Below are 22,362 nucleotides of genomic sequence, written 5' to 3'. Positions count from 1 at the left end.
ATGTGCCGCCGCTTGGACGACCTATCACTGCCAGTTTCACGACTTTTTTATCGGCTTAAGTGTCCTGAAGCTGCTATTCCACGCCAAAAAGCCTCCCATCCCCGCATGCTAATGCGGTTCAGGAAGGCTTGGGACTTCGGCTATTAAAATCTATAATTCATTTTACCCTTCCAGCCATACCGTCTTATCGGAGACGGATGTCCGTTTCGCTTCCAATGGCTGCATATCGGGATATCCGAGATAAATAAGGGCAACAAACTGCTCCTCCGCATCAAGGCCAAATGTGTCCTTCATCAGCGGATGGTACATGGGCTCGCCTGAGCGCCAGATGGCGCCCAGTCCATTGGCATGGGCCGCGAGCAGCAGGTTTTGCACAGCGGCATGCGCGGCCGCCAGCTCTTCCGCATAGACAGCGCGCGGGTCCTCTGCCGGCGAGCATACGACGCCAATGACGACAGGGGCACGGTAGGCTTTAGAGCGCTCCTTCGCCAGGCGGTCCTCAAGAGCGGTACCTATGCCGGTCTCCAGTGAAGCCAGCGCAACGCGCGCGTAGCCTTCGCCCAGCTTGGCGCGGCCCTCTCCTGTCATGACGATAAATTTCCATGGCTGCGTATTATGGTGGCTCGGCGCCCAGCTAGCCGCCTCCAGCAGCTTTTCAATGAGACGGCGATCAATCGGGTCCTGTTTGACCCTTCCGATTGTACGTCTTCCCCTTATAGCCTCTTCCACTTGCATGTCCATTCCCCCATTCCTCAAATTAAGCTTTCAACCAGGCCGCATACTCGCCATAGCCCTCTGCCTCAAGTTGATCCTTTGGAATAAAACGAAGAGCTGCGGAATTAATGCAGTAGCGCAAGCCATTTGGTCCAGGGCCATCATTAAAAACATGCCCCAGATGCGAATCAGCCGCCTTGCTGCGGACCTCCGTACGGATCATAAAATGGCTAATATCGCGGTGCTCCGTTACTTTCGATTCCTGAATCGGCTTCGTAAAGCTTGGCCAGCCGCAGCTTGAATCAAACTTGTCGCGCGAGCTGAACAGCGGCTCTCCCGACACGATATCCACATAGATGCCTTCTTCTTTATGATCCCAATATTCGCCGGTAAATGCCCGCTCCGTGCCGCTGTTTTGCGTCACTTCGAACTGAATAGGCGTCAGTCGCTCTTTCAGCTCTCCCAGACTCTTCTTATATTGCCAATGGTTTGCGAGGAAATCCTCACGTCCAGAGCCTTTGCGGTAAGATTTGTAGCGCTGCGGATTTGAACGGTAGAAGCCCTGATGATAATCTTCCGCCAAATAAAAAGGCTGCGCCGGTTCAATCGGCGTTACGACAGGCTTATCGAATCGGCCGCTTGCATCAAGCGCCTTCTTCGAGGCTTCCGCCTTCTCCCGTTGTTCCTCGCTATAATAAAAGATGCCGGGACGGTACGAGTTGCCGCGATCCGCGAACTGGCCAGCCAGATCGGTCGGATCGATCTGCTGCCAAAAAACATCAAGCAGCTTCTCATAGGGGAAAATCGCCGGATCAAATGTAATTTGCACCGCTTCAGTATGGCCTGTCGTCTCCGAGCAGACTTGTTCATAGGTTGGATTCGGCACATGACCGCCTGTATAGCCCGATACTACCTCGATAATGCCGGGCATCTCCTCGAATGGAGAAACCATGCACCAGAAACAGCCTCCGGCGAATATCGCCTTTTCATAGGATGGTGACTCATTCTGGGTTTCATTAAACTCAACTGACATGTCTATACAGCCTCCTTTACAGGCTTGCTGCAGCCGCTGCTGCTATACAATCGCCTGACCCTTATTATACCTCAACTGCCAGCCTCCGCAAAAGGACAACAAGACCTGCGCCCTATTCTTTGTTACAATGTAGTGACACGCGCAACAAAATGGCTTTTTTTCCGTCCAATACTATAGCCGTATAAGTCAGGTTACGATTGCAGTTCGTTCAGCCTCGTTGCAGCACACAATATGACTTTCAAAATGAGGTGAACGTTAAAATATGAGCAACTTGCAAGAAGCTGAGCTCTCCAGCCACCATGAGCCGCTGCGGCGGCGCAAACGGAGCAATCGCGCTTTTTTCGTATTCGTTATCGTCTGGATCATTCTCATTTCCGGCGGCATTATGGGCGCCAAATGGTACAGCGACAAAATCCAGCGCGACGTCGCAGCTGATCTGGAGCGCCAGACGTCCGCGCAAATCGCGGCGATGCAGCAGGACTACACGCAGCGGATGGACAAGCTGGAAGCTTCCTATAAGGAAGAGCTGGCCCAGCTCGATGCCAAGGTGGATGCCTTGAATGAGCTGTTGACCTTTACGAAGGATAATGCCGACTCCAAGACCGACAACAGCAACAAGCTGTATACCCAGCTTAATGAAGTGAAGAAGAAGCTGAACGAACTGCAAAAAAATCTGGATGTGTTGAAATGAATGTATCCGTAAAAGCACTCAATAGGACGATGCTGCTCGCGTGTACCCCTTTTCTCGGCATGCTGCTTTGGCTGCTGCTGTCGGAGGTGGCCGTTGAGCTGTCCACCACTGCTTTTCCCGTTCACGAGGCTGAAGCGCAGCGGCAAGAGCCCGCAGCCTTCACCTCGAAGACAGCGGCGGGACTGGAGCAGGCTCGTACAACAGCCGAGCAGACGGGAAAGCTGATTAAGAAGGAAATTACGCTGTATAACCGGACCAATGCGGAAATGAAGCAAATCGCCAGCACCGCAGCTGCCCAAGCCCGCATACCGCTTGAAATTTACGACCAGCTCATCACGAGCAAGCTTGGAGCACCGTCGGCTACCGTTAATACGGACAAGCTTCGCGCCCAGCTCTTCCAAATCAAGACGCAAAACTTTCAAAGCTACGCGGTGAAAATCGAGCTGAAATCAGACGATGCAATGAAAATGTCGCTCGGCGGAGACAAGTATGGCGGCGCGGAGACGACGCTCGCAGCGGTGAAGCGCCTCGGCGCGTATATCGGTATCAATGCCGGAGGCTTCGCAGACGCTCAGGGCGTTCGCTACCCCCTAAGCACGACGATGATTGACGGCGAATATGTGAATGGCTTTGAGCCATCGTTTGCCGATTTATTTTTTGTCGGCTTGAACGAGGATAACGAGCTCGTCGGCGGTAAGTTCACGAGCAAGGCGCAGCTCGATAGCCAGCACATGAAGTTTGGCGCTTCGTTCGTGCCTGTTCTGCTGCAAAATGGTGCCGCCATGCCGATTCCCGATAAGTGGAAAAATAGCCCCAAGCGCGCACCTCGCACGGTCATCGCGAACTACAAGGACAATCAGCTGCTACTTCTCGTCGCCGATGGCTATAACGAGAATGGCAGCTCCGGCGCGACGCTGGAAGAACTGCAAATTTTACTTAAGCGCTACGGCGCCGTTAATGGCTTTAATCTCGATGGCGGCGGCTCCTCGTCGCTGATCTGGAACGGCAGCGTCATTAATAGCCCTTCCGATCGCCAGCTCCGCAAGCTGCCAACGAGCTTCCTGTTTTTCAAGTAATGGCTTGTACGAATTTCTTTATCCTTATTAAACGTAAAAAAAGCGTTCAACCCTGCTGCATGAGCGGGTTGAACGCTTTTTGTTGTTTATTCGCCGCCCATGAATACGTAGCGCCCGATGACGAGCACGGCGAGTATCCACATGAGCCAGTGAATATGGTATTTTTCCTTTGCTTTGCCTGACAGGTTGGCAACCGAGGCCAATACAACGTACGATACGATACCGAACGAAATGCCGTTCGCAATATTGTACGTAAATGGCATCAAGGCGAGCGTCAAAAATGACGGAATCGCATAAACCATATCCGAAAAATCAATTTCCTTGATCGACTGCATCATCAGCACGCCGACAATAATGAGAGCCGCATTCGTAGCTGCTGGAGGCACAAGTGCAACGAGCGGCGAGAGGAACACAGCCAGCAGGAAGCAGATACCTGTCGTAACCGAGGTGAGGCCTGTACGTCCGCCCTGAGCGATACCGGAGGAGCTTTCCACAAACGCTGTCACTGTGCTCGTTCCGAGCATTGCGCCGCCGCTAACGCCGATAGCATCGACGAACATCGCTTTGCCGATGCGCTTCTTGCCTTCCACCGGATCTTTCATGTAGCCAGCGCGGTTCGCCGTGCCGACAAGCGTTCCGAAGGTATCGAACAGCTCGACGAACGTAAACGTCAGAATGACGGTCACGAGGCCAACTTCCAATACACCAGGGAAATCAAAGTGGAATAAATTCATTTTTGAAAAATCAGGCACCCATGTTTGTCCGCTCAGTTTCTCGCTGACGTTCACCTGACCGATAACAATCGCAATGGCCGTCGTGAGCAAAATTCCCCACAAAATCGCCCCAGGAATGCGAAGCACCATCATAATCCCGATAATGAACAGCGCCACAACCGTGAGTGCTACCGTACCATTGTGCAGGCTGCCAAGGTGAATAACCGTCTCCGAGCCCGATACGTCGGTATAAGCGCCCTGCTTAATATCCGTGAAGCTGGATACGGCAATCGTCATAATGCCGCTGCCCTTCAGGCCGATAATCGCAATAAACAAGCCGATACCGACAGTAATCGCATGCTTAAGGCTGTCTGGTACGGCTGTAATCAGCATTTGCCTGATTTGAGTCACGGTCAATATAATAAAAATAATACCCGAAATAAAAACCGCTGTAAGTCCCATCGCGATGGAAATCGGTTTTCCAGTCGCCTGTGAAGAAATAACCGTAGCTGCAAAATACGCATTAAGCCCCATTCCGGGCGCGAGAGCTACGGGGAAATTAACGAACAGCCCCATGGCAATCGTGAAAATACCTGCTGACAGTGCCGTGGCCAAAAATACGGCTCCCCAGTCAAATCCGGCTGGTGTGAGCACAATCGGATTTACAGCCAGTATGTACGCCATGGTCATGAAGGTCGTCAGTCCTGCCATAATCTCTGTACGAATGTTCGTACCATGCTCTTTCAAGCGAAAAAATCGTTCCATCGCTATTCACTAGCCTCCCCAAGTCAAATTATACTGCGCACTGATGCATCTATTTTTAGAAACTCATTTTAATCAATTGCTTCCTTGTTTGTCAATGATTTAAAACGAACATTTACAATAAGCGCTCTTTAATCATTCGGGTTTCATTGCGAATTTTCTGATAACGACCTTAATTCCGTCCCTTTAATCGCAACCTTCCGAAAATGAAAGCGTTTGAAGAAAATGCGGCTAACGGCAAAAAATGCCCCTTCGGATAAGATGTCCGAAAGGGCATTTTTTTATCTATTTCCGTTATTATCGGCCTCCGCCTTGAGGTCTTCCGCCTCCACCGCCGCCGCCGAAGCCGCCTCCGCTGCTGGCAGTCGTTACTCCGGATTCATTCAGCCAAGTTACACTGCTTGAGACTTCGAAATCGGTCACTTTCGTTCCGCCTGTATAGGCACCATCCGTATACATGCCATCTGTATTACTGCCGGTCGAGCTTCCACCTGTGTAGAGAGTGTAGGAACCGCCTTGCGCAAGCTCCGGTGAGCTAATGACTACAGCTTGATAGTTTTTCGATGGGGCAAAGGTCATAATCGTGTTGCCTTCGCTATCTTGAAGATGGACTAGCGTACCTGCCTGCTGAGCTTGGGAGAACGTCATAGCGATTGTGGCTTGACTGGAATCATCAGCTGTGGCCTGAAGCATGCCTGAGCTTCCTGCTGCCACAAGCGTTCCTCCGCTAATGTCAAAGCTGCCGTCGTAATCCAATGAACCATTGCCGTTGCCCGTTGGTCCATTCACAATAACCGTACCGCCCGTCATCGTAATCGAGCCGTTGGAGTCAAGTCCATCGCCTGCAGCATCCACAGTCACATATCCGCCGCTAATGGTAAGCATGTTGCTGGAGGATGCGCTGAACTGATCTGCCCGGCCTCCTGCCGCCTCGCTCGTTTCATCACTGCCGCCCGCTACATTGATGCCGTCATCGGAAGCAACGACATGCGTCTCGCCGCCGGAGATCGTAATGTTTGCTCCTTCAATGCCTTCGTAACTTTTCGTGATGTTAATGCTGCCTCCGGCAATCGTTGTCAGTGCGTCAGCATGGATGCCGTCATCACCAGTCGCGATTTCCATTTCGCCGCCTGTTACCGTCACATTGCTGTTGCTGTGCAAGGCATCATCTGCGGAATCAACCGTAAAGGTACCGCCGTTGACCGTCATATCTCCGCCTGCCTTCAGCCCTTTAGCACTCGTTGATTCGGTTTCTGTCGTTTCCGTAGTTGCTGTCGCCGCTGCGCCTTGGGATGTGCCGGTTGCCGAAGTGGCATTCATACCGCCTCTTTGCATGCCCATGCCGCCTGGTCCTTCCTCCTGCTTCACTTCACCGTTCACGCTGCCTCCCCCTGTTACGAGATTGAAGGTGCCGCCATCCACAATCAGCGCCGTTTCAGCTTGAATGCCGTCATTGCCCGCTTCAATGGTGAACGTTCCACCTGCAATGGCGATAAATCCACGGCCCTCATCGGTGTCATTGGTCGATTTAATGCCGTCTCCTTCGGCTTTAATCGTTACCGTGCCCTCCTCAATAGCAACCATATCCTTACCGACAATACCGTCATCCGCAGCCGTGATATCGATGGTTCCAGATACGATTTTCAAATCGTCTTTGCTTGTAATTCCATCATTGTAGCTTGCGACTACCGTCAGCTTGCCTGTGCCATTAATCGTCAGATCCGCTTTGCTGAAAATAGCTGCGCTTGGCTCATCCGTAGCAGCATCCGCGAATACGTAGGTTTCACCATCGGAGATCGTGTTTTCCGTACCTTCTTGCAGCGTAATGACTACATTACCCGCTTCCTTGATGTAGATTCCAGCGCTGTCGTTATCATGAATGTTAGCTCCATTAAGCACGAGATGAACGTCCCCATCATCCTGTACATCCACGACAACTTGCCCGTCGCTCAGCGTTCCGCTTAGAACGTAGGTGCCGGCTGCCGAAATCGTTACGGTGCTGCCCGAAGCTTTTGCACCTGAGCCGGTAACCGCTGCGCTTGTTCCGTTCAGCTTAATGGCCGTCGACGTCTCGGCACTCCAATCCACCGCCTTGTCCGCCTCATCGAACGTTACTACATCCGATACGGCAACGCTTGCTGGCGCGGCAGCAGTGGTCTCGCCGCTTTGTGAACTCGCCGCAGCTGCTGCGGTAGTGGCTGTTGCAGTAACCGCTGATGTTGTTGCTGCTTGCGATGAAGTACTACAGGCCGATAATACGACCGAGCAAATGAGCAAAACACCTAGCATCTCGCGAAATTTATTCTTTTTCATATGAATCATCCTCTCGGGTTTGGTTTGCTTAAAAATCATACGTGGTAGGGCTCATCGTTAATGAAATGTCCAGATTGCCGTTTCTGCAGCGAATCGCATCGAGGAATTCCTTTTGATTCGTCTGCTCATCAATGGTCACGGTGTAAACCAGCTCGTATAAGCTGCCTAGCTCAGTCGTTCGAATCTTGCTAAGCGCGTAACCTACTTTGAATTGGGCAAAAACTTCAGCAAATGCTTCTTCATACCCCAGATTTTCCGGGATTGTTACTTTCAGCACTTTTTGCAGCGTCTTTCTTACTCCAAACTTAACGCGGTTAAGGATAACCATGAGTACACAGAGGATAATCGTGAACAATATCGCGTAACCGAACGAGCCAACTCCGCAGGCAAGCCCTGCTGCCATGGTGAACAATACAAAGGTGATATCTTTAGGATCGCCCGGCGCGCTTCTAAACCGGATAATCGAGAACGCTCCTGCAAGGCTGAACGCTCTAGCGATATTGCTGCCGATAAGCAAAATGATAATGGCCACGATGACGGGCAGCAGCACCATTGTTAGTGTAAAGCTTTGCGAGTAGCCATTCGGATTCGTTTTCATATAGGTGTAGCTGATCATTCCGCCAAGAACAAGGGATAACAAAATCGTGATAACGGCTGAGCTAAAGGTCAAATCCGTTGTCGTGAGCGTTGTGGAAAAAAGAGAATCAAGCATAAAGGACACTCTCCATTTCTAGCTTGCTGTTTTTCAGCATTTTTTTGTATTCATTGCCGTATTTCGAAAAGCTTGTGCGATACATCTGATGCTCGGACAGCATTCTCGACAGCCACATTGGGATCGTCTTCTCTGCCTTCACTTCCATGAGCCATTGTCCAGGCTCCAGCAGCGGTTCGCCATAATTGCCGCTCTCAAGCCTCAGATCATATCGCCGGCAATTAATATTCGTATCGAAGGTAATGCGGAGGTCGCGATTCTCTTTGCTGAACAGCGCCTTGCGGTCATAGCCCAGATACACTTTAGGCTGCAATTCATATTGCTGAAGAAAATATGTAATTTCCTGCAGCACCTGCTTGTTCATGTACCCCTGCAGCTCTGGCTGAAGTCCCGTACGGACAAATTCATAGGCTTCGTTCAGCTTCAGTCCCGTTCTTCTTTTGTTAACGAGCCCGAACACCTTTTTCTTAATTTCCAGATAAACCTTCGCATCCTCCTTAGGAGTGCCGTAAGCTCTCAGGCGAAGCTTTTCCTTATACTTCGGCTTGGACAGGCTGTTGCGAATCAAGGCATCATGCTCAGTGTCATAATACAAGTTGGTGATGGAGTAAAATTCATGCTGCTTGTTGTAATCATCCAGTTCCATGTATTCCAGCAGTTGAAGGTAAAAATTGCGGTAGGCAACACTATCGAGCAAATATTTGTTCTCGTATCGATTGAAAACCTCAATGGCCATATCGTTCAAATCCTCTCTATTTGGTCTCGCATGTTATTCGCTTGGCGATCTGGTTCGTTGTTTGCGCCCTGTTCTCGCTTGCTATATTCGTATCTTAGTCCCCAAACCTTTAACGAAACTTAAATGAATTTACAAAATTTTAATTTTAAAAAAAGTGGTGCGAATGGGGCTTCACTTCATGAAAAGATCGGCTTCCGATCGCCATTCCCCTTTCCGCTGCAAACATTAAGGTTGACTAAAGGTAATCCTGATATAATGGCCTTATTAAAAATATAGGAAAGGATATCATTTCGTTATCCTTTCTCTATATTTCTCAGAATGAAATGCGCCGAGCCGCCAAGGACGGCGACAGCCGTTTCACCTTCATACACAACCTATATATAAAGGATGACTGGCCATGAGAATTTTAATTGTAGAAGATGAGCTTCATTTAGCTGAAGCTTTAAGCCAAATATTAAAGAAGCATAATTACTCCGTTGATGCGGTCCATGATGGCGTTTCTGGGCTCGATTATGCGCGGAGCGGCATTTATGATTTGCTGCTGCTTGATATTATGATGCCTGAAATGGACGGAATCAGCGTATTGACGCAGCTCCGTAAAGAGGGCGTATCCACCCCCGTCATTCTGCTGACCGCAAAAGGAGAAATTACCGATATGGTGGCTGGACTTGATCATGGGGCGGATGACTATATCGCCAAGCCTTTTTCATCCGAGGAGCTGCTTGCCCGAATACGGGCTGCACTAAGACGCAAAGGCGAGGTGCTGCCGGAGGATGCCTTAAAGTTCGGGGATATCGAATTAAACACGTCGAATTTGAAGCTTTCCGTTAAAGATAAAGAAATAAAGCTCAATTTAAAGGAAAGTGCTCTACTCGAGCTGCTGATCGTCAGGAAGCAGGCGATTACCTCCAAGGAGTTGATTATTGAGAAGCTTTGGGGCTTTGATTCAGAAGCGGAGCACAACAATGTGGAGGTTTATATCTCTTTTTTACGGAAAAAGTTTACATTCCTGCATTCGTCCGTACGCATTAACACGATTCGAAACGTAGGGTATGTATTAGAGGTGACTGCCTAATGTTCACGAAGCTCAGAAATCGGTTCCTGATCGTGAATTTGGTCATCATTTCGGTAGTCATGTTGATCGCCTTCGCTTCCATTTACGTCATTACGTACCGGAATGTGCAGGCAGATATTAATGATGAGATTCACCGGGTAGCCGATTTTTATCAGAAGCCCTCAGGCGGTTCTGATGCTTCCCCCTCCGGCAGACACAAGGGCGAATCTCCTTCTGCACCTCTAGATAACGGGGCAATAGATAAAGGTTCTATGGATAGCGGGCCTATGGATAATGGGGATTCACGTCCAGAGCGTTCAGTTGCTTTTTCGCTTAAAACAGATGCTGAGTGGAACATTACAAGCACGACTTCTCCATTCGAAATGGACAGTGAATTTTATGCAGCTGCGGTGCAGGAGGCTTCGACGGTCACTAAAAATACCGGACAGTTCAGCTTGGATGGGGGCCACTGGGCTTTTCTCAAGCAGCAGACGAATGAAGGCTATAATCTGGTTTTCCTTGACGTCACTGCCCAGCAAGATATTTTGACCAATTTAATTTATACGTTTTCTGTCGTTGGGCTCGCGATGCTGATCATCTTGTTTTTCACCAGCCGTTTCTTCGCCAATCAGTCGATCAGACCCGTGAGAGAAGCGTTCGATAAACAAAAGCAATTTATTGCCGATGCTTCGCATGAAATGAAAACACCGCTTACGATCATTAACACCAATACGGATGTGCTGCTCTCCAACAGTGAAGATACCATTCACAACCAAGCGAAGTGGCTGCACTACATCAAATCAGAAACGGAAAGAATGACGAAGCTGACCAATGACCTGCTGTATTTAACGGAAATGGATGATGCCCGAACAAGCATGGTCCACAGCAAGTTCAATATGAGTGATGCGGTTGAAAATATTATTTTAACGATGGAAGCTGTTATCTTTGAGAAAAATGTGTCTCTGGACTACGACATTGAACCCGATTTAATGGTGCAGGGCAGCAGTGAGCAGATTAAGCAAGTCGTGATGATTTTGCTGGACAATGCTGTCAAATATACGAGTGCCAAAGGAACGGTCACCATGTCGCTCCAGAAGCAGCAGAACGATATTGTGCTGGCGGTCACCAACACCGGTGAAGGAATTGCCGCCGAGCATCTGACCCGCATTTTTGACCGGTTTTACCGTACCGATTCCTCCCGGGCGCGCAAGCAAGGCGGTTACGGCCTTGGCCTGGCGATTGCGAAGTCCATTATCGACCAGCATAAAGGGAAAATTTACGCGAAAAGCACAGTAGGCGAGTCTACAAGCTTTTATGTTCATCTATCTTGAGCGGATTTATCGGGGTTAGCAGCAAGTTGTTGCTCCGCCCCGCTCCATCTGGAAACACGTACAAAAAAGACTGATGAGTGTTCATCAGTCTTTTTTGGCTATTTTGCAATCGTTAAGGTATGCTCGACTATTTGGAAGCAGGGTTGTCCGCTCCATCTGGTTGTGCGCTCGCGATTGAACTTTGGTTGCCTTGTAGTCGATTCAAGTTGTCCGCTGCTGCTGCGTTTGACGCCAATGTGCTGCTGAACATAATACTGATCATCAGCATGCTTGCTGCTAATGTCTTTTTCATAGTGGTAGCCTCTCATTTCTGTCCCATATGGATGTGAACAATATTAATTATAGACATACAACCTTAAATGGATATGAATTTTCGGACAATTTTTATGAATCCTTTCAAATAGGCTGGCTCGTAAAAGAATGGGTCGCGCTTAGTCCTTAAATCATATTGTCATTTTATGGTTGAGGTGATACGCTTACTTACAGCAGGCTATTGAACTGGAGGAGAATGATGATGAAGATGAATAAAGGGTTATTTTCCAGCCTTCTTGTTTTGGCGGTTACTTCAACCCATTTTGCATTTACAAATGTAAGCGCAAACAATTCAAGCTCCGAATCTAAGCAGCCCTCGTACTCCTTAGTTGTGAAAGGCTTTGACTGGGGTCCCAGCGTGCATAAAATCGTCTTGAGCACAGGAAGCACCATTCAAGGAAATTCGCTGGCTAAAGACAGCTTCAAAATTTTAGTAGAGCGAAATTATCCCATGTTTAACTTCGATACCCAAAGCTCCTATGAAGGCTTCGATAGCGGCAGCAGAAGCATAAATAACACCTACCTTTCAGACGAGGAAGGCAACAAGCTAGACCAGCAAACAGGCCAATACATTACGATTGAGATGAGCGTCCACCCTGATCTGGCTACTGCAAGCACGTTTAACTTTGATCTGCAGACCTTTACGAATCAATATGTAGACCTTCAATATACGATTATTCAGCAGAAGGCGCTCAAGGACGCCGCTGGTAATGTAATCAACGATTTGACGACAACGCAGGAGACCCCGTATACGGTCATCGAGCAATTCGTCGACAAATTTGATCTAACAGGAAAATTTGATTATAAAGACGCTAAATATGGCGACATTGCGCTTACCTATGCGTCTTATTTGCCTGACACCGACGGGAAGAAGCTCCCGCTGATCATCTGGCTGCACGGGGCTGGAGAAGGGGGAACCGATCCCCGAATTGCTCTTTTGGGCAACCGGGTAACGGCGTTAGCTGAAGACGCTGTACAGAAATTTTTTGGCGATGCGGCTGTTCTCGTACCACAAACCCCTACCTTCTGGATGAATAACGGCACGGGGCAATATACGCAAGATGGCAGCAGCATGTATACGAACGCCTTGACGGCTTTAATCAAACAATATGTCAAAGACAATAAAGCGAATATTGATCCGAAGCGAATATATATTGGCGGCTGTTCAAACGGCGGCTTTATGTCCCTTAAAATGCTTCTTGAGAATCCTAATTATTTTGCAGCAGCTTATCCGTCGGCAGAGGCCTATTTGGACACTTGGTTAACCAATAAAGATATCGCCAAGCTTAAAAATATCCCTATCTGGTTTACGGCCGCCGGAGCGGATCAAACCGTGGAAACTGCAAAAAACACAACGCCAACTTATAAGAGGCTCATTGCTGCTGGTGCACCTAATGTCCATTATTCTTATTTTGACACTGTGCTCGATTTGAGCGGCCAGTATGTCAAAGGCAAAGGAAATAACAGTCCTTATGAATATAATGGGCACTGGTCATGGATTTATGTCCTGAACAATGAAGTGTCAAACGACTATAATGGCAAACCTGTAAAGGTTGAAGGCAAAGCCGTCACCCTTATGGAATGGCTGGCAAAGCAATCAAAATGATGGTGGTTAAATTATAGTTAGACAGTTTCTTAAGGTGCGAATGCGTTAAGGATTTTATGACGTTATGTATTCGCACCTAGGAAAATCTGCATACCCCTTTACTCCTCTACGATTAACTTGCTGTTCCATAATGCGAGTACAACATCCATTTGTGAATTGTGCTGTTTCTGAACACCATTCAAAACTTCCCGCCATAATGCAGACTTATCCTCAATCAGTTCAGGCTTGCTCCTTAATATTTGAACAGCACGAACAGCATATTGCTTATTTAACTGCGGCCCATCAGTAAACGTATATTTACCTTTATGAATACCATTCACTAGCCCCTCCTCACACAAGCCAAGAAAGGAATTTTTAGGACATCCTTTTTTCTGTTGAGAAGTACCTTCGCCAAATACATTGGTAGCAGCTGAATTCCAGGCTGTTACGGGCTTCACATTATTGTCATCTAAAATAAGCCGCGCAGCATGAACAGCCACAACTCCATACTTGTTCATCTTTACCACCCTTTCTCTCTCATCAAATAAATTCCAAAAATGTATTCCTCTTAAGTTGCTTACTAGCTATAATAGCTATAATGCTTGTAGACATGCTAACATAATCCAATACAATATAGACATCGTAATGGCTCGAGGCTGCTAGGGAAATCGAGACTGATTCGAAATATGACTATGCTCTAAAAGGATGGTTGGGTGTGAAAAAATATACGGTTATCATCATTCTATTCCTACTTGTAGCAGCTGCTTTAACAGTACCTAGCAAGCAGCAATACGCTGAATGGCTGAAAGGGCACATTAAAGAGGAAAGCAACAGTTTAATTATCGATTTGGGCGTGAACCTGCTTGGCACAACGATTATTGAGAAAGTAACGACTTGCCAAAGCTATGTCGTTTTAAGTGTGTGCACTACCAAAATTAGCGGACCCGAAAAAATCAAAGCAGCGGGAATATTCAACCATTTTATCCCTTTGCAATTACCTAAGTAAGCTCATCATAGAGCAAAAAAATAATAATAAACTCCCTTCAGTTTGCTGTATAGCTCATACGAAGGGAGTTTTTTGTTACAGATGGTTTATTACTTAGGACGTGTATGCAAACGTGAGTAAGCTGGATGCAGATCGAATTTCACGTCAAACGTGCTACCGCTCCTACCTTAAAATGTCCTCGCTTATGAATTCCTCGAATATGAATTTGAACGCACATAACGAAAGGCGTCTTCGTGCAATGACTTGGCGGACACAGCCGCAGCTATTTCAACCAGAACAGAGGAAACGGCATAGGTTGCGGACTCAGAAGACGCTAATGCGCTGCAATTCGTTAGTTTGATGGGATAATGTGAGCTATAACGGCTTTCCTGTCCGCTTGCGGCCTAAAATCCCTTCAAATGCCACAATAGCGGAACCTCAGTCCGTCAAAAAATGAGGTAGCAGCACGATACCGATTTGCATTCAAATCCTAGTTGAACTTGTAAGAAACACCCGTTAAGCTTTCTGAAATATTCCATAGCCGGTTTGAAATATCAGCAGCGTATAATTTATTAATGATCTCGTCACTCTTAGGGTAGCCTCTCCTGCCGCCTCTCCCATCTGGACCAATATACTCCCCGCCCTTGATTGACGGTTCTGTAGCAGCATACAAGGTAGGCAGAGCCCCCATATGGGCTGGCTGACTTAATAATCCTGTAAGCATACGCATGAATGTATTGGCCTGTTTTCCTGAATCGAAGGAAAATAAGTTGGTATTCGATATTCCAGGATGGCAGGCTACGCTTACGGCATCTACGTGATTGGAAAGAAACTTGTTTTGAAGCTCTTTGGCGAACATGAGATTGGCCAGCTTGCTTTGTCCATAAAATTTTATAGCGCTATATCCCTTGGAACCGTCTAAATTGTCAAAATGGATAGCAGCGTTATGAGCAGCTATACTGCTTACGGTAACTACTCTCGAATTTGGGGTAGAAATAAGCTTTGGCAAAAGTAAGCCCGTCAGGGCAAAATGGCCCAAATGGTTTCCGCCAAACTGTGATTCAAAGCCATCCTTGGTCAAACGATGCGGGGGAATCATAATTCCAGCATTATTGATAAGAATAGATAAGGAGTCGTATTGATTCATAAAATCGGATGCGAATGCCCTGATGCTATTCAAATCACCAAGGTCAAGCTGCATCGGTGTCACATGTGCACCCGGATAGACCGACTTTATTTTGCCGGCAGCCGCGCTTCCCTTCTCCATGTTCCGAACAGCTAGTATAACCTTTGCCTTTCTTTCAGCTAGTGCTGCTGCTGTTTCAAAACCCAGCCCGCTATTCGCGCCTGTAATAATGACTACTTGATCTGACACATCTGTAATGTTGTCTTTGGTCCAAACAACGCTCATTTTAAATGCACTCCCTTTGGTATCAAATAGCAGAAAATGACTCGATTGGGTCAAGGTGAAACGGCTTTCGCCGTCCTCTGGCGGCGCGGCACGTTTCATTCCGAGAAATATAGAGAAAGGATGGGAAAATCATATCCTTTCCTATATTTTGAAAATTGATGTCATCCTAAAGAAATTATAAGCACAGTTGGTGTTGTGAACATGTCCTATGTCTATTACAATATAATATGTTCTCTAATATGTTCTCAACTTAGTTACAGAAAGGAATTTGGCAATGAACAACCCTTCCAACTATCAGGTCTTATTGTATTATAAATTTGTTGCGATTCCCGATGCGGAGCTATTCGCAGCCGAACATTTGGCTTACTGCAAGGAGTTAAACGTGCGAGGCCGCATTCTTATTGCGGACGAGGGCATCAATGGCACAGTTTCCGGAACGATTGAGCAAACGGAGCAATATATGCGTGACCTGCGCTCCAATCCGTTATTTGCCGATATCGTATTTAAGATCGATGAAGCCGATCAGCATGCTTTTCCAAAAATGTTCGTCCGTTACAAAAAGGAGCTCGTTACTCTCCGCTACGACAAACCGCTTGATCCCAATACGCTAACCGGCACGCATCTGTCTCCTAAAGAGTTCCACGACTATTTGCAAAGGGAAGACGTTATTGTGCTTGATGGCCGAAGCGATTACGAATACGATCTTGGACATTTCCGCAATGCGATCAGGCCTGATCTTAAAACCTTCAAGGAATTTCCAGAATGGCTTCGTGAAAATATGGCGGATATGAAAGACAAGCCGATCATTACTTACTGTACTGGCGGTATCCGCTGCGAGAAGCTGACTGGCGTCATGCTAAGCGAAGGCTTCAAGGATGTCTATCAGCTCGATGGCGGCATTGTCACCTATGGCAAAGACGAGGAAGTTCAAGGAAAGCTTTTCGACGGCAAATGTTATGTATTCGATGAGCGGATTTCGGTGACCATTAACCGCACGGATGAAGCTGTCGTCGTCGGAAAATGCTATCACTGTGAAGCGCCAGCGGAAACCTACATCAACTGCGCGGATGATACCTGCCACCGTCAGCATATTGTATGCCCGGACTGCGAGGAAACCCATCACGGCTTCTGTTCTATGGAATGCGAGGAGCATGTGACAAGCGTTTAATTGGTTTTAGTTATGATTAAAAAAAACTCTCTTTCAATTGCTATTAAAAGCAAATGAATGAGAGTTTTTTATTGATGCAGCACAGAGATACGCGCCCTGGAAGGCGTTGATGCAAGCGAAGCAACAGATTTTCAAGGAACGGTTCAAAGCGCTGTTCTCCATCTGGCCATATTCTGGTCGGATGGAAAGCGTTGACGACATGGCATAGATAGGTTGATAGCGTATTTGCAGTGCGTTCAAATAAAACCCGATATGGATGTTTCTCCCATAACATGCTATCCTATAGTAGCTTATTGATAAGCAAGTTCCTTACACGAAGGGAGATGATTTTAATGGCGACGACTTATATGGTGGTTTCGTCCTAAAACAGAATAGAAGGCATACATGAAAAAAGCGGGAAGAATGCCCGTATTATTTGGTATGCCATCTAAAGTAACCTTTCGTGAATATTGCTGTTTGCGGGATACGATGAAGGTCGTATCTTTTCTATGTCCTGATGCCGCGCGACAGCAGCTTCTTTAGAGGCTGCTTGTCCGCGGCATTTTGCGTCCAAAAAAACAACATTATGAGGAGCTAACAAAAAAACATGATTGATTTAGAAACCTATGGATATACAAAAATAGAAGAAATTCCAGGCGGGAGAGTTATGTTGCCCAGCAGCATGAGAACAAGTTTGTCCAAGACAAAACGAGCTATCGACAAGAGGGCTCAAAACAAATCGATCGCCATGTGGAGCAAGCAAACGAAAAAAACGGGAGCGTGAAGAAATGAATATCAAACTCGAAACGCTGAACTATGCTTTAAGCCAATTGTTCAAAACGAATATCATCTCCGCCGAATGCCAAACCGTGCCGTTACATGGCGGGACTGTGGGAGCTGTGTACCAGGTAACAGGGATAGCCGTAACTGCTGATGGAAAGAAATTGCCGTACCGTATTGTTCTAAAAATTCAGAAGAAATGGGAGCGTTACGGCGATCCTAGTTCATGGCGTCGGGAATTTGATCTCTATGCTTCTGATTTGGGAGCGACGTTCTCGGATTCCTTTCGCTGGCCGATATGTTATCACGCCGAAATCAATGACGATGAAAATGAATTCCAACTGTGGTTGGAATATGTAGACGGCGTGTCCGGCCTAGACTTGACCGGTGATATGTATGAACAGGCCGCGCTGGAATTAGGACGCTATCAAGGCAAGCTTTATGCGGAGCAGCCAGCCGTGCTTCAGAGTCTGACCAACCTGAGCCATGCTGATTTGATGAAAAATACGTATCTGCATTACAGGTCATGGCCTGTCGTCTACAATTATATACGCTCGGAGGACTGCGAATTTCCGATGCACGTGCGGGAAATGCTCATTGACATTGATGAGAACGCAGATGAGATATTCACCCGCATTGAAAAATTGCCCCTCGTGCTATGCCACCGGGACTTCTGGGTAACCAACCTGATCTGCGCAGAAGGAAAAATAATTCTCCTAGACTGGGATACTAGCGGATGGGGCTACCTGGGCGAGGATCTTGCAAGCCTGATTGCGGATGAGGCGGATATTGATCATATGGTCGAATACTACCAGCGATGTGTCCCCGCGTATTACAAAGGATTTTCGGAATATGGAGATGTATCTCCTATCGCCGTTAATTGCGTCTACGAGCTGATCCTTCTCGTATTCGGGTACAGGCTTGTGGAGTGGTATCTCCACGCAGAGGACGATGACAAGAAGACGCAGCTTCTCCATACGCTCCAAAAAATCTATGAAATAAAAACCATTTCTGCACAGGGGTGACTTTATCCTCGTCCTTATATGAGTAAGCTATTCGAACACTATATCTAGCGATTATAAAAAAAGAACTCCGAAAACCCTCAAATGTAGAGGGATTTCGGAGTTTCTTTTCATTATTCCCATTCGATCGTAGCTGGCGGTTTCGACGTAACGTCATAGACGATACGGTTAACGTTGTCCACTTCGTTTACGATACGTACCGAAATTTTCTCAAGCACATCCCAAGGAATACGAGCCCAGTCCGCTGTCATTCCGTCAATTGACGTAACGGCGCGGATACCTACGGTGTAGGAATACGTGCGGGCATCGCCCATAACGCCTACGCTCTTCATGTTCGGAAGCGCAGTGAAGTATTGCCAAATTTCACGGTCAAGGCCAGCCTTGGCAATTTCATCGCGGAGAATCGCATCTGACTCGCGTACGATCGTCAGCTTCTCTTCGGTTACTTCGCCAAGCACGCGAATCGCAAGACCTGGACCTGGGAATGGCTGACGCCATACGATGGCATCTGGCAAGCCGCACTCGGAACCGACTTTACGAACCTCATCCTTGAATAGCGCTTTAAGCGGCTCTACAAGCTTGAACTTAATGTCGTCCGGCAGGCCGCCGACATTGTGGTGGGACTTGATTGTTTGGGCTGTAGCTGTACCGCTCTCAACGATATCCGTATACAGCGTGCCTTGCGCCAAAAATTCAAAGTCATCGAATTTATCCGACTCTTCTTGGAAAACGTAAATGAATTCGTTGCCGATAATTTTACGTTTTTGCTCCGGATCGTCAACGCCCGCAAGCTTGCTCATGAAACGCTCTTGTGCATCGATTTTGACCACTTTCATATCGAATTTGCCCACGAACGTTTCCATAACGCCTTCTGCTTCGCCCTTGCGGAGCAAGCCGTGGTCAATAAACATACAAGTAAGCTGATCGCCGATCGCCTTGTGCAGCAAAATCGCAACAACAGAGGAATCTACACCGCCGGAAAGGGCGCATAGCACCTTCTTGTCGCCAACCTGGTCGCGAATATCGCGGATTGTATCCTCAATAAATGTCTCCATCGACCAATTGCCGTCACAATCGCAAATGTTATAGAGGAAGTTGCGAATCATTTCATTGCCGAATACAGAGTGACGAACTTCCGGATGGAATTGCACCGCATAGAAGTGCTTGTCCGGGTTGCTCATTGCCGCAATTGGAGCATGCTCCGTGCTTGCGTCAACATTGAAGCCTGCTGGCGGCTCTACTACGAGGTCGCTGTGGCTCATCCATACGGTCTGGCGAGCGTCGAGGCCTTGCGTCAAACGGCTGTCCGGCGTAAAATCAACCTCTGCTTTACCGTATTCCCGTTTGCCTGCGCGCTCTACTTTGCCTTGCAATTGATGCGACATCAGCTGCATGCCGTAGCAAATGCCAAAGATCGGAACTCCCAGATCGTAGATTGCCGGGTCAACAAGCGGCGAGTTCGTTTCGTATACGCTAGCTGGACCTCCTGAGAATACAATCCCTTTCGGCTGAATTTCACGAATGCGCTCAACCGATGTATTAAATGGCAGCAACTCGCTGTATACGCCCAAATCACGAATGCGGCGTGCGATTAGCTGGTTGTATTGTCCTCCGAAGTCCAGAACAATGATGATTTCATTTGGCTTGTTCATTACCGAGCCTCCCTCAATTAATGTAGTAATTATATATAAGGCGCTTTGAGCGAGTCAAGGCTGAGTGACGATAATCCACTTTTTTTAAAGGAGATACGCCTCATATGGATAAAATAGGAATTTAAATGCCATTAAAAAGGACCTTCCATGCCGGAAGGCCACCCTTTAAACATTTTGCGTTGCTTTAAGATTTAACGAGCGCCTTGAGCACATCGTCCAGCTTCATGCTATCAGCTGTTGGACCATTCAGCATCCAATGTCTCGCTGATACTTTGTGCACATTCCCTTTTTTAACCGCAGGAATTTCCTGCCACACTTTCATTTTCTCGATTTCATCCAATTCAGCCAGAGCCATCTGGGCTTCCTCCTCCGAATCAAACGATCCGCCAACCGTCACAAATAAATGGTCAGCCGTTAATTCGGGCAGCTTCTCCAGCGACTCACCTACTCCCCAAATGCCCTCTTCTTCCTTCTGCTCCAATTCCGCGACAGATGCATCCATAGCCAAACCAACATCCTTGTAGACAAGGCTAGTATAGACGAACGCTGGGAAAAAGACTTGCACATCGCTTTGGGACGGGCGAATAAACGCGACGGAATGGTTGGCGCCTACAGCCTTCGCAACGGCTTCTTTCGTTTGCTCCAGCTTCTCATTGTACGCTTTAATGACCGCCTGGGCTTGCTCCTCCCGATCAATGGCTTTGCCGATAGCTGCTATGGAGGTTTTCCAGTCACCGCGATCGTAAACGATCGTTGGAGCAATTTTGCTCAATTTTTCATAGCTTTCTTTATCGGTCGGCAGCAAATGCGCCATAATTAGATCTGGCTTCGCATCCAAAATAGCTTCGTAGTTCAAGCTGTCTGGCGTGTAGATGGCCGGAATATTTCTCTCTTGCAGCGTTTCATATAAATATTGGCCCTTCATCGCCTGGGCCTGCACAATAGGTGCATCCAAAGCCAACAAAATATCCTCTAGGCCGCTTACCGCAATTCGCTGCGGGTTAACCGGAATTTCCGTCTCGCCCAACATATGCTGCACAACCTTGGTTTGCAGTGCCTGCTGAACCGCGCTGTTTTCCCCTGTTGCCGCCGCTTCTGCCGTTATGGAGCGATCATTTACCGCTGCGGAGCCTGCACAGCCGCTGAACAATAGAGCCATGCAGAGCAGCATAACAGCAGCCACCGACAACTTTAATTCCTTATACATCGTTAAATCTCCCTCTCCAACTAGTTGATAACTATTATCACTGTAATTGTAGCTTTGCGTTGGATGGGGGACAATGGCTTGCCCTGAACGATGGAATGGATTATTCTGAACTGATTTGCCGCTTGCGGCTCGGGAGCGGAAGCGAAGCGGCGGCAGTCCGGTATGCTTTTTGAACACTCGGCTAAAATAATACACATCCGGATACCCGATGCTCGCCGCAATTTCCTGCAGCGTAGCTTGCGTCTCCGAAAGCAGGTGGCTGGCATGATCCATGCGGACTTTAATCAAATAGTCGTTCGGCGTCGTTGCCAACTGTTTTTTGAATAAACGCGACAAATAGCTGGCGCTGCATCCTAGCAGTCCGGCCAAACCTTCAACCGATATCGGCTCCGGGTAGTTGTTTTCAATATAGCGCATGGCTTGCCGCACCAGATCCGGCACAATTGGAGCAATTTCCTGATCTGAAAGCTGGCCCATCAGCTCATGCACAAACTGATAAAGCTGACCCTTAGCACCCAGCCTGTCCAGCATGCTTAGCTTGCCCCAGCTTTCTTCCATTTTCCGTACAATCGCATGTATCGCAAGCGGGTTTTGAGGAGCAAAGCCATATTGGATTTGAAACGGGTTGCTATGCTCCATGAGCTGCTGAAGCTTTCGATTGCCTTGCCCCGCCAGATTCCCTTTATAAAAGATCATATCGTATTCAAGTACATCCGCCGAAGGAATAATGTTTAAGCACATCCCCTTGCCGCCATGCAGGAGATGAAAGCGCTGGGCAGCATAATTCTTCCCATCCAGCGTCACCTGCGCTTGTCCGCGTGTTACCCATATGAAACCGCTGGATGGCAGTAGATAGCCGCGCAGCTCTTCATTTTTCCCCAGAGCTATATGCCGGATATCAAGCACTTTAACCGTCGCTTCATGCCACAGCAGCAGTTGGTCATTCCAATTTATACGACTCATTCGATTCACATCCCGTTACAGATAAACGTTATCTGTCCTATCAAACACCATTTTATTATATTTGAAAATGGTTCTCATCACTAGCTTTTTTGTCTGTGCGTCGTTTGAGCTTAAGGAGCGCGCGGGATGCATGGGATTGGTAGGGACTGGCAGGATTGGATAG

Annotated in this window: 20 protein-coding genes; 9 read left to right on the top strand and 11 right to left on the bottom strand. The window is 47.7% G+C overall.

Going from position 1 to position 22,362, the window contains the following annotated elements; all coding sequences use genetic code 11:
- Nucleotides 1-162 precede the first annotated feature (162 nt).
- Nucleotides 163-735, bottom strand: a complete 573-nt coding sequence (locus AC6B99_RS01440) for a nitroreductase family protein (protein ID WP_081418702.1) — start codon at nt 733-735, stop codon at nt 163-165.
- A 22-nt stretch (nt 736-757) separates the two neighbouring features.
- Entirely contained in the window at nt 758-1,747 is a 990-nt protein-coding gene (gene msrB, locus AC6B99_RS01435) for a peptide-methionine (R)-S-oxide reductase MsrB (protein WP_056030748.1), read from the bottom strand.
- 262 nt (nt 1,748-2,009) lie between these two features.
- Between msrB and AC6B99_RS01430 the strand changes: the two genes are divergently transcribed.
- The gene (locus AC6B99_RS01430) at nt 2,010-2,438 is read left to right on the top strand and encodes a hypothetical protein (protein ID WP_056030751.1); all 429 of its coding nucleotides are present in this window, start codon (nt 2,010-2,012) and stop codon (nt 2,436-2,438) included.
- Complete coding sequence (locus AC6B99_RS01425) at nt 2,435-3,514, top strand: phosphodiester glycosidase family protein (protein WP_056030754.1); 1,080 nt, start codon at nt 2,435-2,437, stop codon at nt 3,512-3,514. Before AC6B99_RS01430 ends, AC6B99_RS01425 begins: the two co-directional genes overlap by 4 nt.
- 86 nt (nt 3,515-3,600) lie before the next feature.
- Here AC6B99_RS01425 and AC6B99_RS01420 read toward each other — a convergent pair whose 3' ends face one another.
- The 4 genes from AC6B99_RS01420 to AC6B99_RS01405 form a co-directional block, all read right to left on the bottom strand.
- Nucleotides 3,601-4,992 carry a solute carrier family 23 protein gene (locus tag AC6B99_RS01420; RefSeq protein WP_494858902.1) on the bottom strand — a complete coding sequence of 464 codons (1,392 nt, stop codon included), beginning with the start codon at nt 4,990-4,992 and terminating at the stop codon, nt 3,601-3,603.
- 294 nt (nt 4,993-5,286) lie between these two features.
- Complete coding sequence (locus AC6B99_RS01415; RefSeq protein ID WP_496662574.1) at nt 5,287-7,302, bottom strand: carbohydrate-binding domain-containing protein; 2,016 nt, start codon at nt 7,300-7,302, stop codon at nt 5,287-5,289.
- A 28-nt stretch (nt 7,303-7,330) separates the two neighbouring features.
- Nucleotides 7,331-8,014, bottom strand: a complete 684-nt coding sequence (locus AC6B99_RS01410; RefSeq protein ID WP_494858898.1) for a DUF4956 domain-containing protein — start codon at nt 8,012-8,014, stop codon at nt 7,331-7,333.
- Nucleotides 8,007-8,750, bottom strand: coding sequence for a VTC domain-containing protein (locus AC6B99_RS01405; RefSeq protein ID WP_494880006.1), 744 nt, complete (start codon nt 8,748-8,750; stop codon nt 8,007-8,009). Before AC6B99_RS01405 ends, AC6B99_RS01410 begins: the two co-directional genes overlap by 8 nt.
- A 397-nt stretch (nt 8,751-9,147) precedes the next feature.
- Between AC6B99_RS01405 and AC6B99_RS01400 the strand changes: the two genes are divergently transcribed.
- Nucleotides 9,148-9,825, top strand: coding sequence for a response regulator transcription factor (locus AC6B99_RS01400; RefSeq protein WP_056030776.1), 678 nt, complete (start codon nt 9,148-9,150; stop codon nt 9,823-9,825).
- Nucleotides 9,825-11,135 carry a sensor histidine kinase gene (locus AC6B99_RS01395; RefSeq protein ID WP_496662573.1) on the top strand — a complete coding sequence of 437 codons (1,311 nt, stop codon included), beginning with the start codon at nt 9,825-9,827 and terminating at the stop codon, nt 11,133-11,135. The genes AC6B99_RS01400 and AC6B99_RS01395 overlap by 1 nt, the downstream gene beginning before the upstream one ends.
- A 127-nt stretch (nt 11,136-11,262) precedes the next feature.
- Here AC6B99_RS01395 and AC6B99_RS01390 read toward each other — a convergent pair whose 3' ends face one another.
- On the bottom strand, nt 11,263-11,427 hold the full coding sequence (locus AC6B99_RS01390; RefSeq protein WP_155972812.1) for a hypothetical protein: 165 nt from the start codon (nt 11,425-11,427) through the stop codon (nt 11,263-11,265).
- A 228-nt stretch (nt 11,428-11,655) separates the two neighbouring features.
- Here AC6B99_RS01390 and AC6B99_RS01385 point away from each other — a divergent pair, with 228 nt between their 5' ends.
- Nucleotides 11,656-13,053 carry a prolyl oligopeptidase family serine peptidase gene (locus AC6B99_RS01385; RefSeq protein WP_496662572.1) on the top strand — a complete coding sequence of 466 codons (1,398 nt, stop codon included), beginning with the start codon at nt 11,656-11,658 and terminating at the stop codon, nt 13,051-13,053.
- 98 nt (nt 13,054-13,151) lie between these two features.
- Here the strand turns inward: AC6B99_RS01385 and AC6B99_RS01380 are convergent, their stop codons facing one another.
- The gene (locus AC6B99_RS01380) at nt 13,152-13,550 is read right to left on the bottom strand and encodes a DUF6979 family protein (protein WP_056030786.1); all 399 of its coding nucleotides are present in this window, start codon (nt 13,548-13,550) and stop codon (nt 13,152-13,154) included.
- A gap of 197 nt (nt 13,551-13,747) precedes the next feature.
- Here AC6B99_RS01380 and AC6B99_RS01375 point away from each other — a divergent pair, with 197 nt between their 5' ends.
- The gene (locus AC6B99_RS01375; protein WP_494858889.1) at nt 13,748-14,038 is read left to right on the top strand and encodes a hypothetical protein; all 291 of its coding nucleotides are present in this window, start codon (nt 13,748-13,750) and stop codon (nt 14,036-14,038) included.
- A gap of 469 nt (nt 14,039-14,507) precedes the next feature.
- On the opposite strand, the gene AC6B99_RS01370 is transcribed toward AC6B99_RS01375, so the two are convergent.
- Nucleotides 14,508-15,428, bottom strand: a complete 921-nt coding sequence (locus AC6B99_RS01370; RefSeq protein ID WP_056030791.1) for an oxidoreductase — start codon at nt 15,426-15,428, stop codon at nt 14,508-14,510.
- A 274-nt stretch (nt 15,429-15,702) separates the two neighbouring features.
- On the opposite strand from AC6B99_RS01370, the gene trhO reads away from it, so the two are divergent.
- The 3 genes from trhO to AC6B99_RS01355 all read left to right on the top strand — a co-directional run bounded on the left by trhO (nt 15,703) and on the right by AC6B99_RS01355 (nt 18,380).
- Nucleotides 15,703-16,596: an oxygen-dependent tRNA uridine(34) hydroxylase TrhO gene (gene trhO / locus AC6B99_RS01365; RefSeq protein ID WP_056030795.1), complete on the top strand. Its 894-nt coding sequence runs from the start codon at nt 15,703-15,705 to the stop codon at nt 16,594-16,596.
- A gap of 586 nt (nt 16,597-17,182) precedes the next feature.
- Complete coding sequence (locus AC6B99_RS01360; RefSeq protein ID WP_235533050.1) at nt 17,183-17,359, top strand: hypothetical protein; 177 nt, start codon at nt 17,183-17,185, stop codon at nt 17,357-17,359.
- Between the two features lie 4 nt (nt 17,360-17,363).
- On the top strand, nt 17,364-18,380 hold the full coding sequence (locus AC6B99_RS01355) for a phosphotransferase (protein ID WP_496662571.1): 1,017 nt from the start codon (nt 17,364-17,366) through the stop codon (nt 18,378-18,380).
- A 110-nt stretch (nt 18,381-18,490) separates the two neighbouring features.
- On the opposite strand, the gene guaA is transcribed toward AC6B99_RS01355, so the two are convergent.
- Both guaA and AC6B99_RS01345 read right to left on the bottom strand, forming a co-directional pair.
- The gene (gene guaA / locus AC6B99_RS01350; RefSeq protein WP_056030800.1) at nt 18,491-20,029 is read right to left on the bottom strand and encodes a glutamine-hydrolyzing GMP synthase; all 1,539 of its coding nucleotides are present in this window, start codon (nt 20,027-20,029) and stop codon (nt 18,491-18,493) included.
- Between the two features lie 184 nt (nt 20,030-20,213).
- Nucleotides 20,214-22,199, bottom strand: a complete 1,986-nt coding sequence (locus AC6B99_RS01345; protein ID WP_496662570.1) for a helix-turn-helix domain-containing protein — start codon at nt 22,197-22,199, stop codon at nt 20,214-20,216.
- Between the last annotated feature and the right edge of the window lie 163 nt (nt 22,200-22,362).

The organism is Paenibacillus liaoningensis, from assembly GCF_059609455.1.
This window is presented reverse-complemented; position numbering and strand designations above follow the sequence as displayed.

What these genes read in the sequence shown, in the direction of transcription:
- AC6B99_RS01440 (WP_081418702.1), bottom strand. Translation starts at nt 735, where the DNA reads ATGCAAGTGGAAGAGGCTATAAGGGGAAGACGTACAATCGGAAGGGTC.
- msrB (WP_056030748.1), bottom strand. Translation starts at nt 1,747, where the DNA reads ATGTCAGTTGAGTTTAATGAAACCCAGAATGAGTCACCATCCTATGAA.
- AC6B99_RS01430 (WP_056030751.1), top strand. Translation starts at nt 2,010, where the DNA reads ATGAGCAACTTGCAAGAAGCTGAGCTCTCCAGCCACCATGAGCCGCTG.
- AC6B99_RS01425 (WP_056030754.1), top strand. Translation starts at nt 2,435, where the DNA reads ATGAATGTATCCGTAAAAGCACTCAATAGGACGATGCTGCTCGCGTGT.
- AC6B99_RS01420 (WP_494858902.1), bottom strand. Translation starts at nt 4,992, where the DNA reads ATGGAACGATTTTTTCGCTTGAAAGAGCATGGTACGAACATTCGTACA.
- AC6B99_RS01415 (WP_496662574.1), bottom strand. Translation starts at nt 7,302, where the DNA reads ATGAAAAAGAATAAATTTCGCGAGATGCTAGGTGTTTTGCTCATTTGC.
- AC6B99_RS01410 (WP_494858898.1), bottom strand. Translation starts at nt 8,014, where the DNA reads ATGCTTGATTCTCTTTTTTCCACAACGCTCACGACAACGGATTTGACC.
- AC6B99_RS01405 (WP_494880006.1), bottom strand. Translation starts at nt 8,750, where the DNA reads ATGGCCATTGAGGTTTTCAATCGATACGAGAACAAATATTTGCTCGAT.
- AC6B99_RS01400 (WP_056030776.1), top strand. Translation starts at nt 9,148, where the DNA reads ATGAGAATTTTAATTGTAGAAGATGAGCTTCATTTAGCTGAAGCTTTA.
- AC6B99_RS01395 (WP_496662573.1), top strand. Translation starts at nt 9,825, where the DNA reads ATGTTCACGAAGCTCAGAAATCGGTTCCTGATCGTGAATTTGGTCATC.
- AC6B99_RS01390 (WP_155972812.1), bottom strand. Translation starts at nt 11,427, where the DNA reads ATGAAAAAGACATTAGCAGCAAGCATGCTGATGATCAGTATTATGTTC.
- AC6B99_RS01385 (WP_496662572.1), top strand. Translation starts at nt 11,656, where the DNA reads ATGAATAAAGGGTTATTTTCCAGCCTTCTTGTTTTGGCGGTTACTTCA.
- AC6B99_RS01380 (WP_056030786.1), bottom strand. Translation starts at nt 13,550, where the DNA reads ATGAACAAGTATGGAGTTGTGGCTGTTCATGCTGCGCGGCTTATTTTA.
- AC6B99_RS01370 (WP_056030791.1), bottom strand. Translation starts at nt 15,428, where the DNA reads ATGAGCGTTGTTTGGACCAAAGACAACATTACAGATGTGTCAGATCAA.
- trhO (WP_056030795.1), top strand. Translation starts at nt 15,703, where the DNA reads ATGAACAACCCTTCCAACTATCAGGTCTTATTGTATTATAAATTTGTT.
- AC6B99_RS01360 (WP_235533050.1), top strand. Translation starts at nt 17,183, where the DNA reads ATGATTGATTTAGAAACCTATGGATATACAAAAATAGAAGAAATTCCA.
- AC6B99_RS01355 (WP_496662571.1), top strand. Translation starts at nt 17,364, where the DNA reads ATGAATATCAAACTCGAAACGCTGAACTATGCTTTAAGCCAATTGTTC.
- guaA (WP_056030800.1), bottom strand. Translation starts at nt 20,029, where the DNA reads ATGAACAAGCCAAATGAAATCATCATTGTTCTGGACTTCGGAGGACAA.
- AC6B99_RS01345 (WP_496662570.1), bottom strand. Translation starts at nt 22,199, where the DNA reads ATGAGTCGTATAAATTGGAATGACCAACTGCTGCTGTGGCATGAAGCG.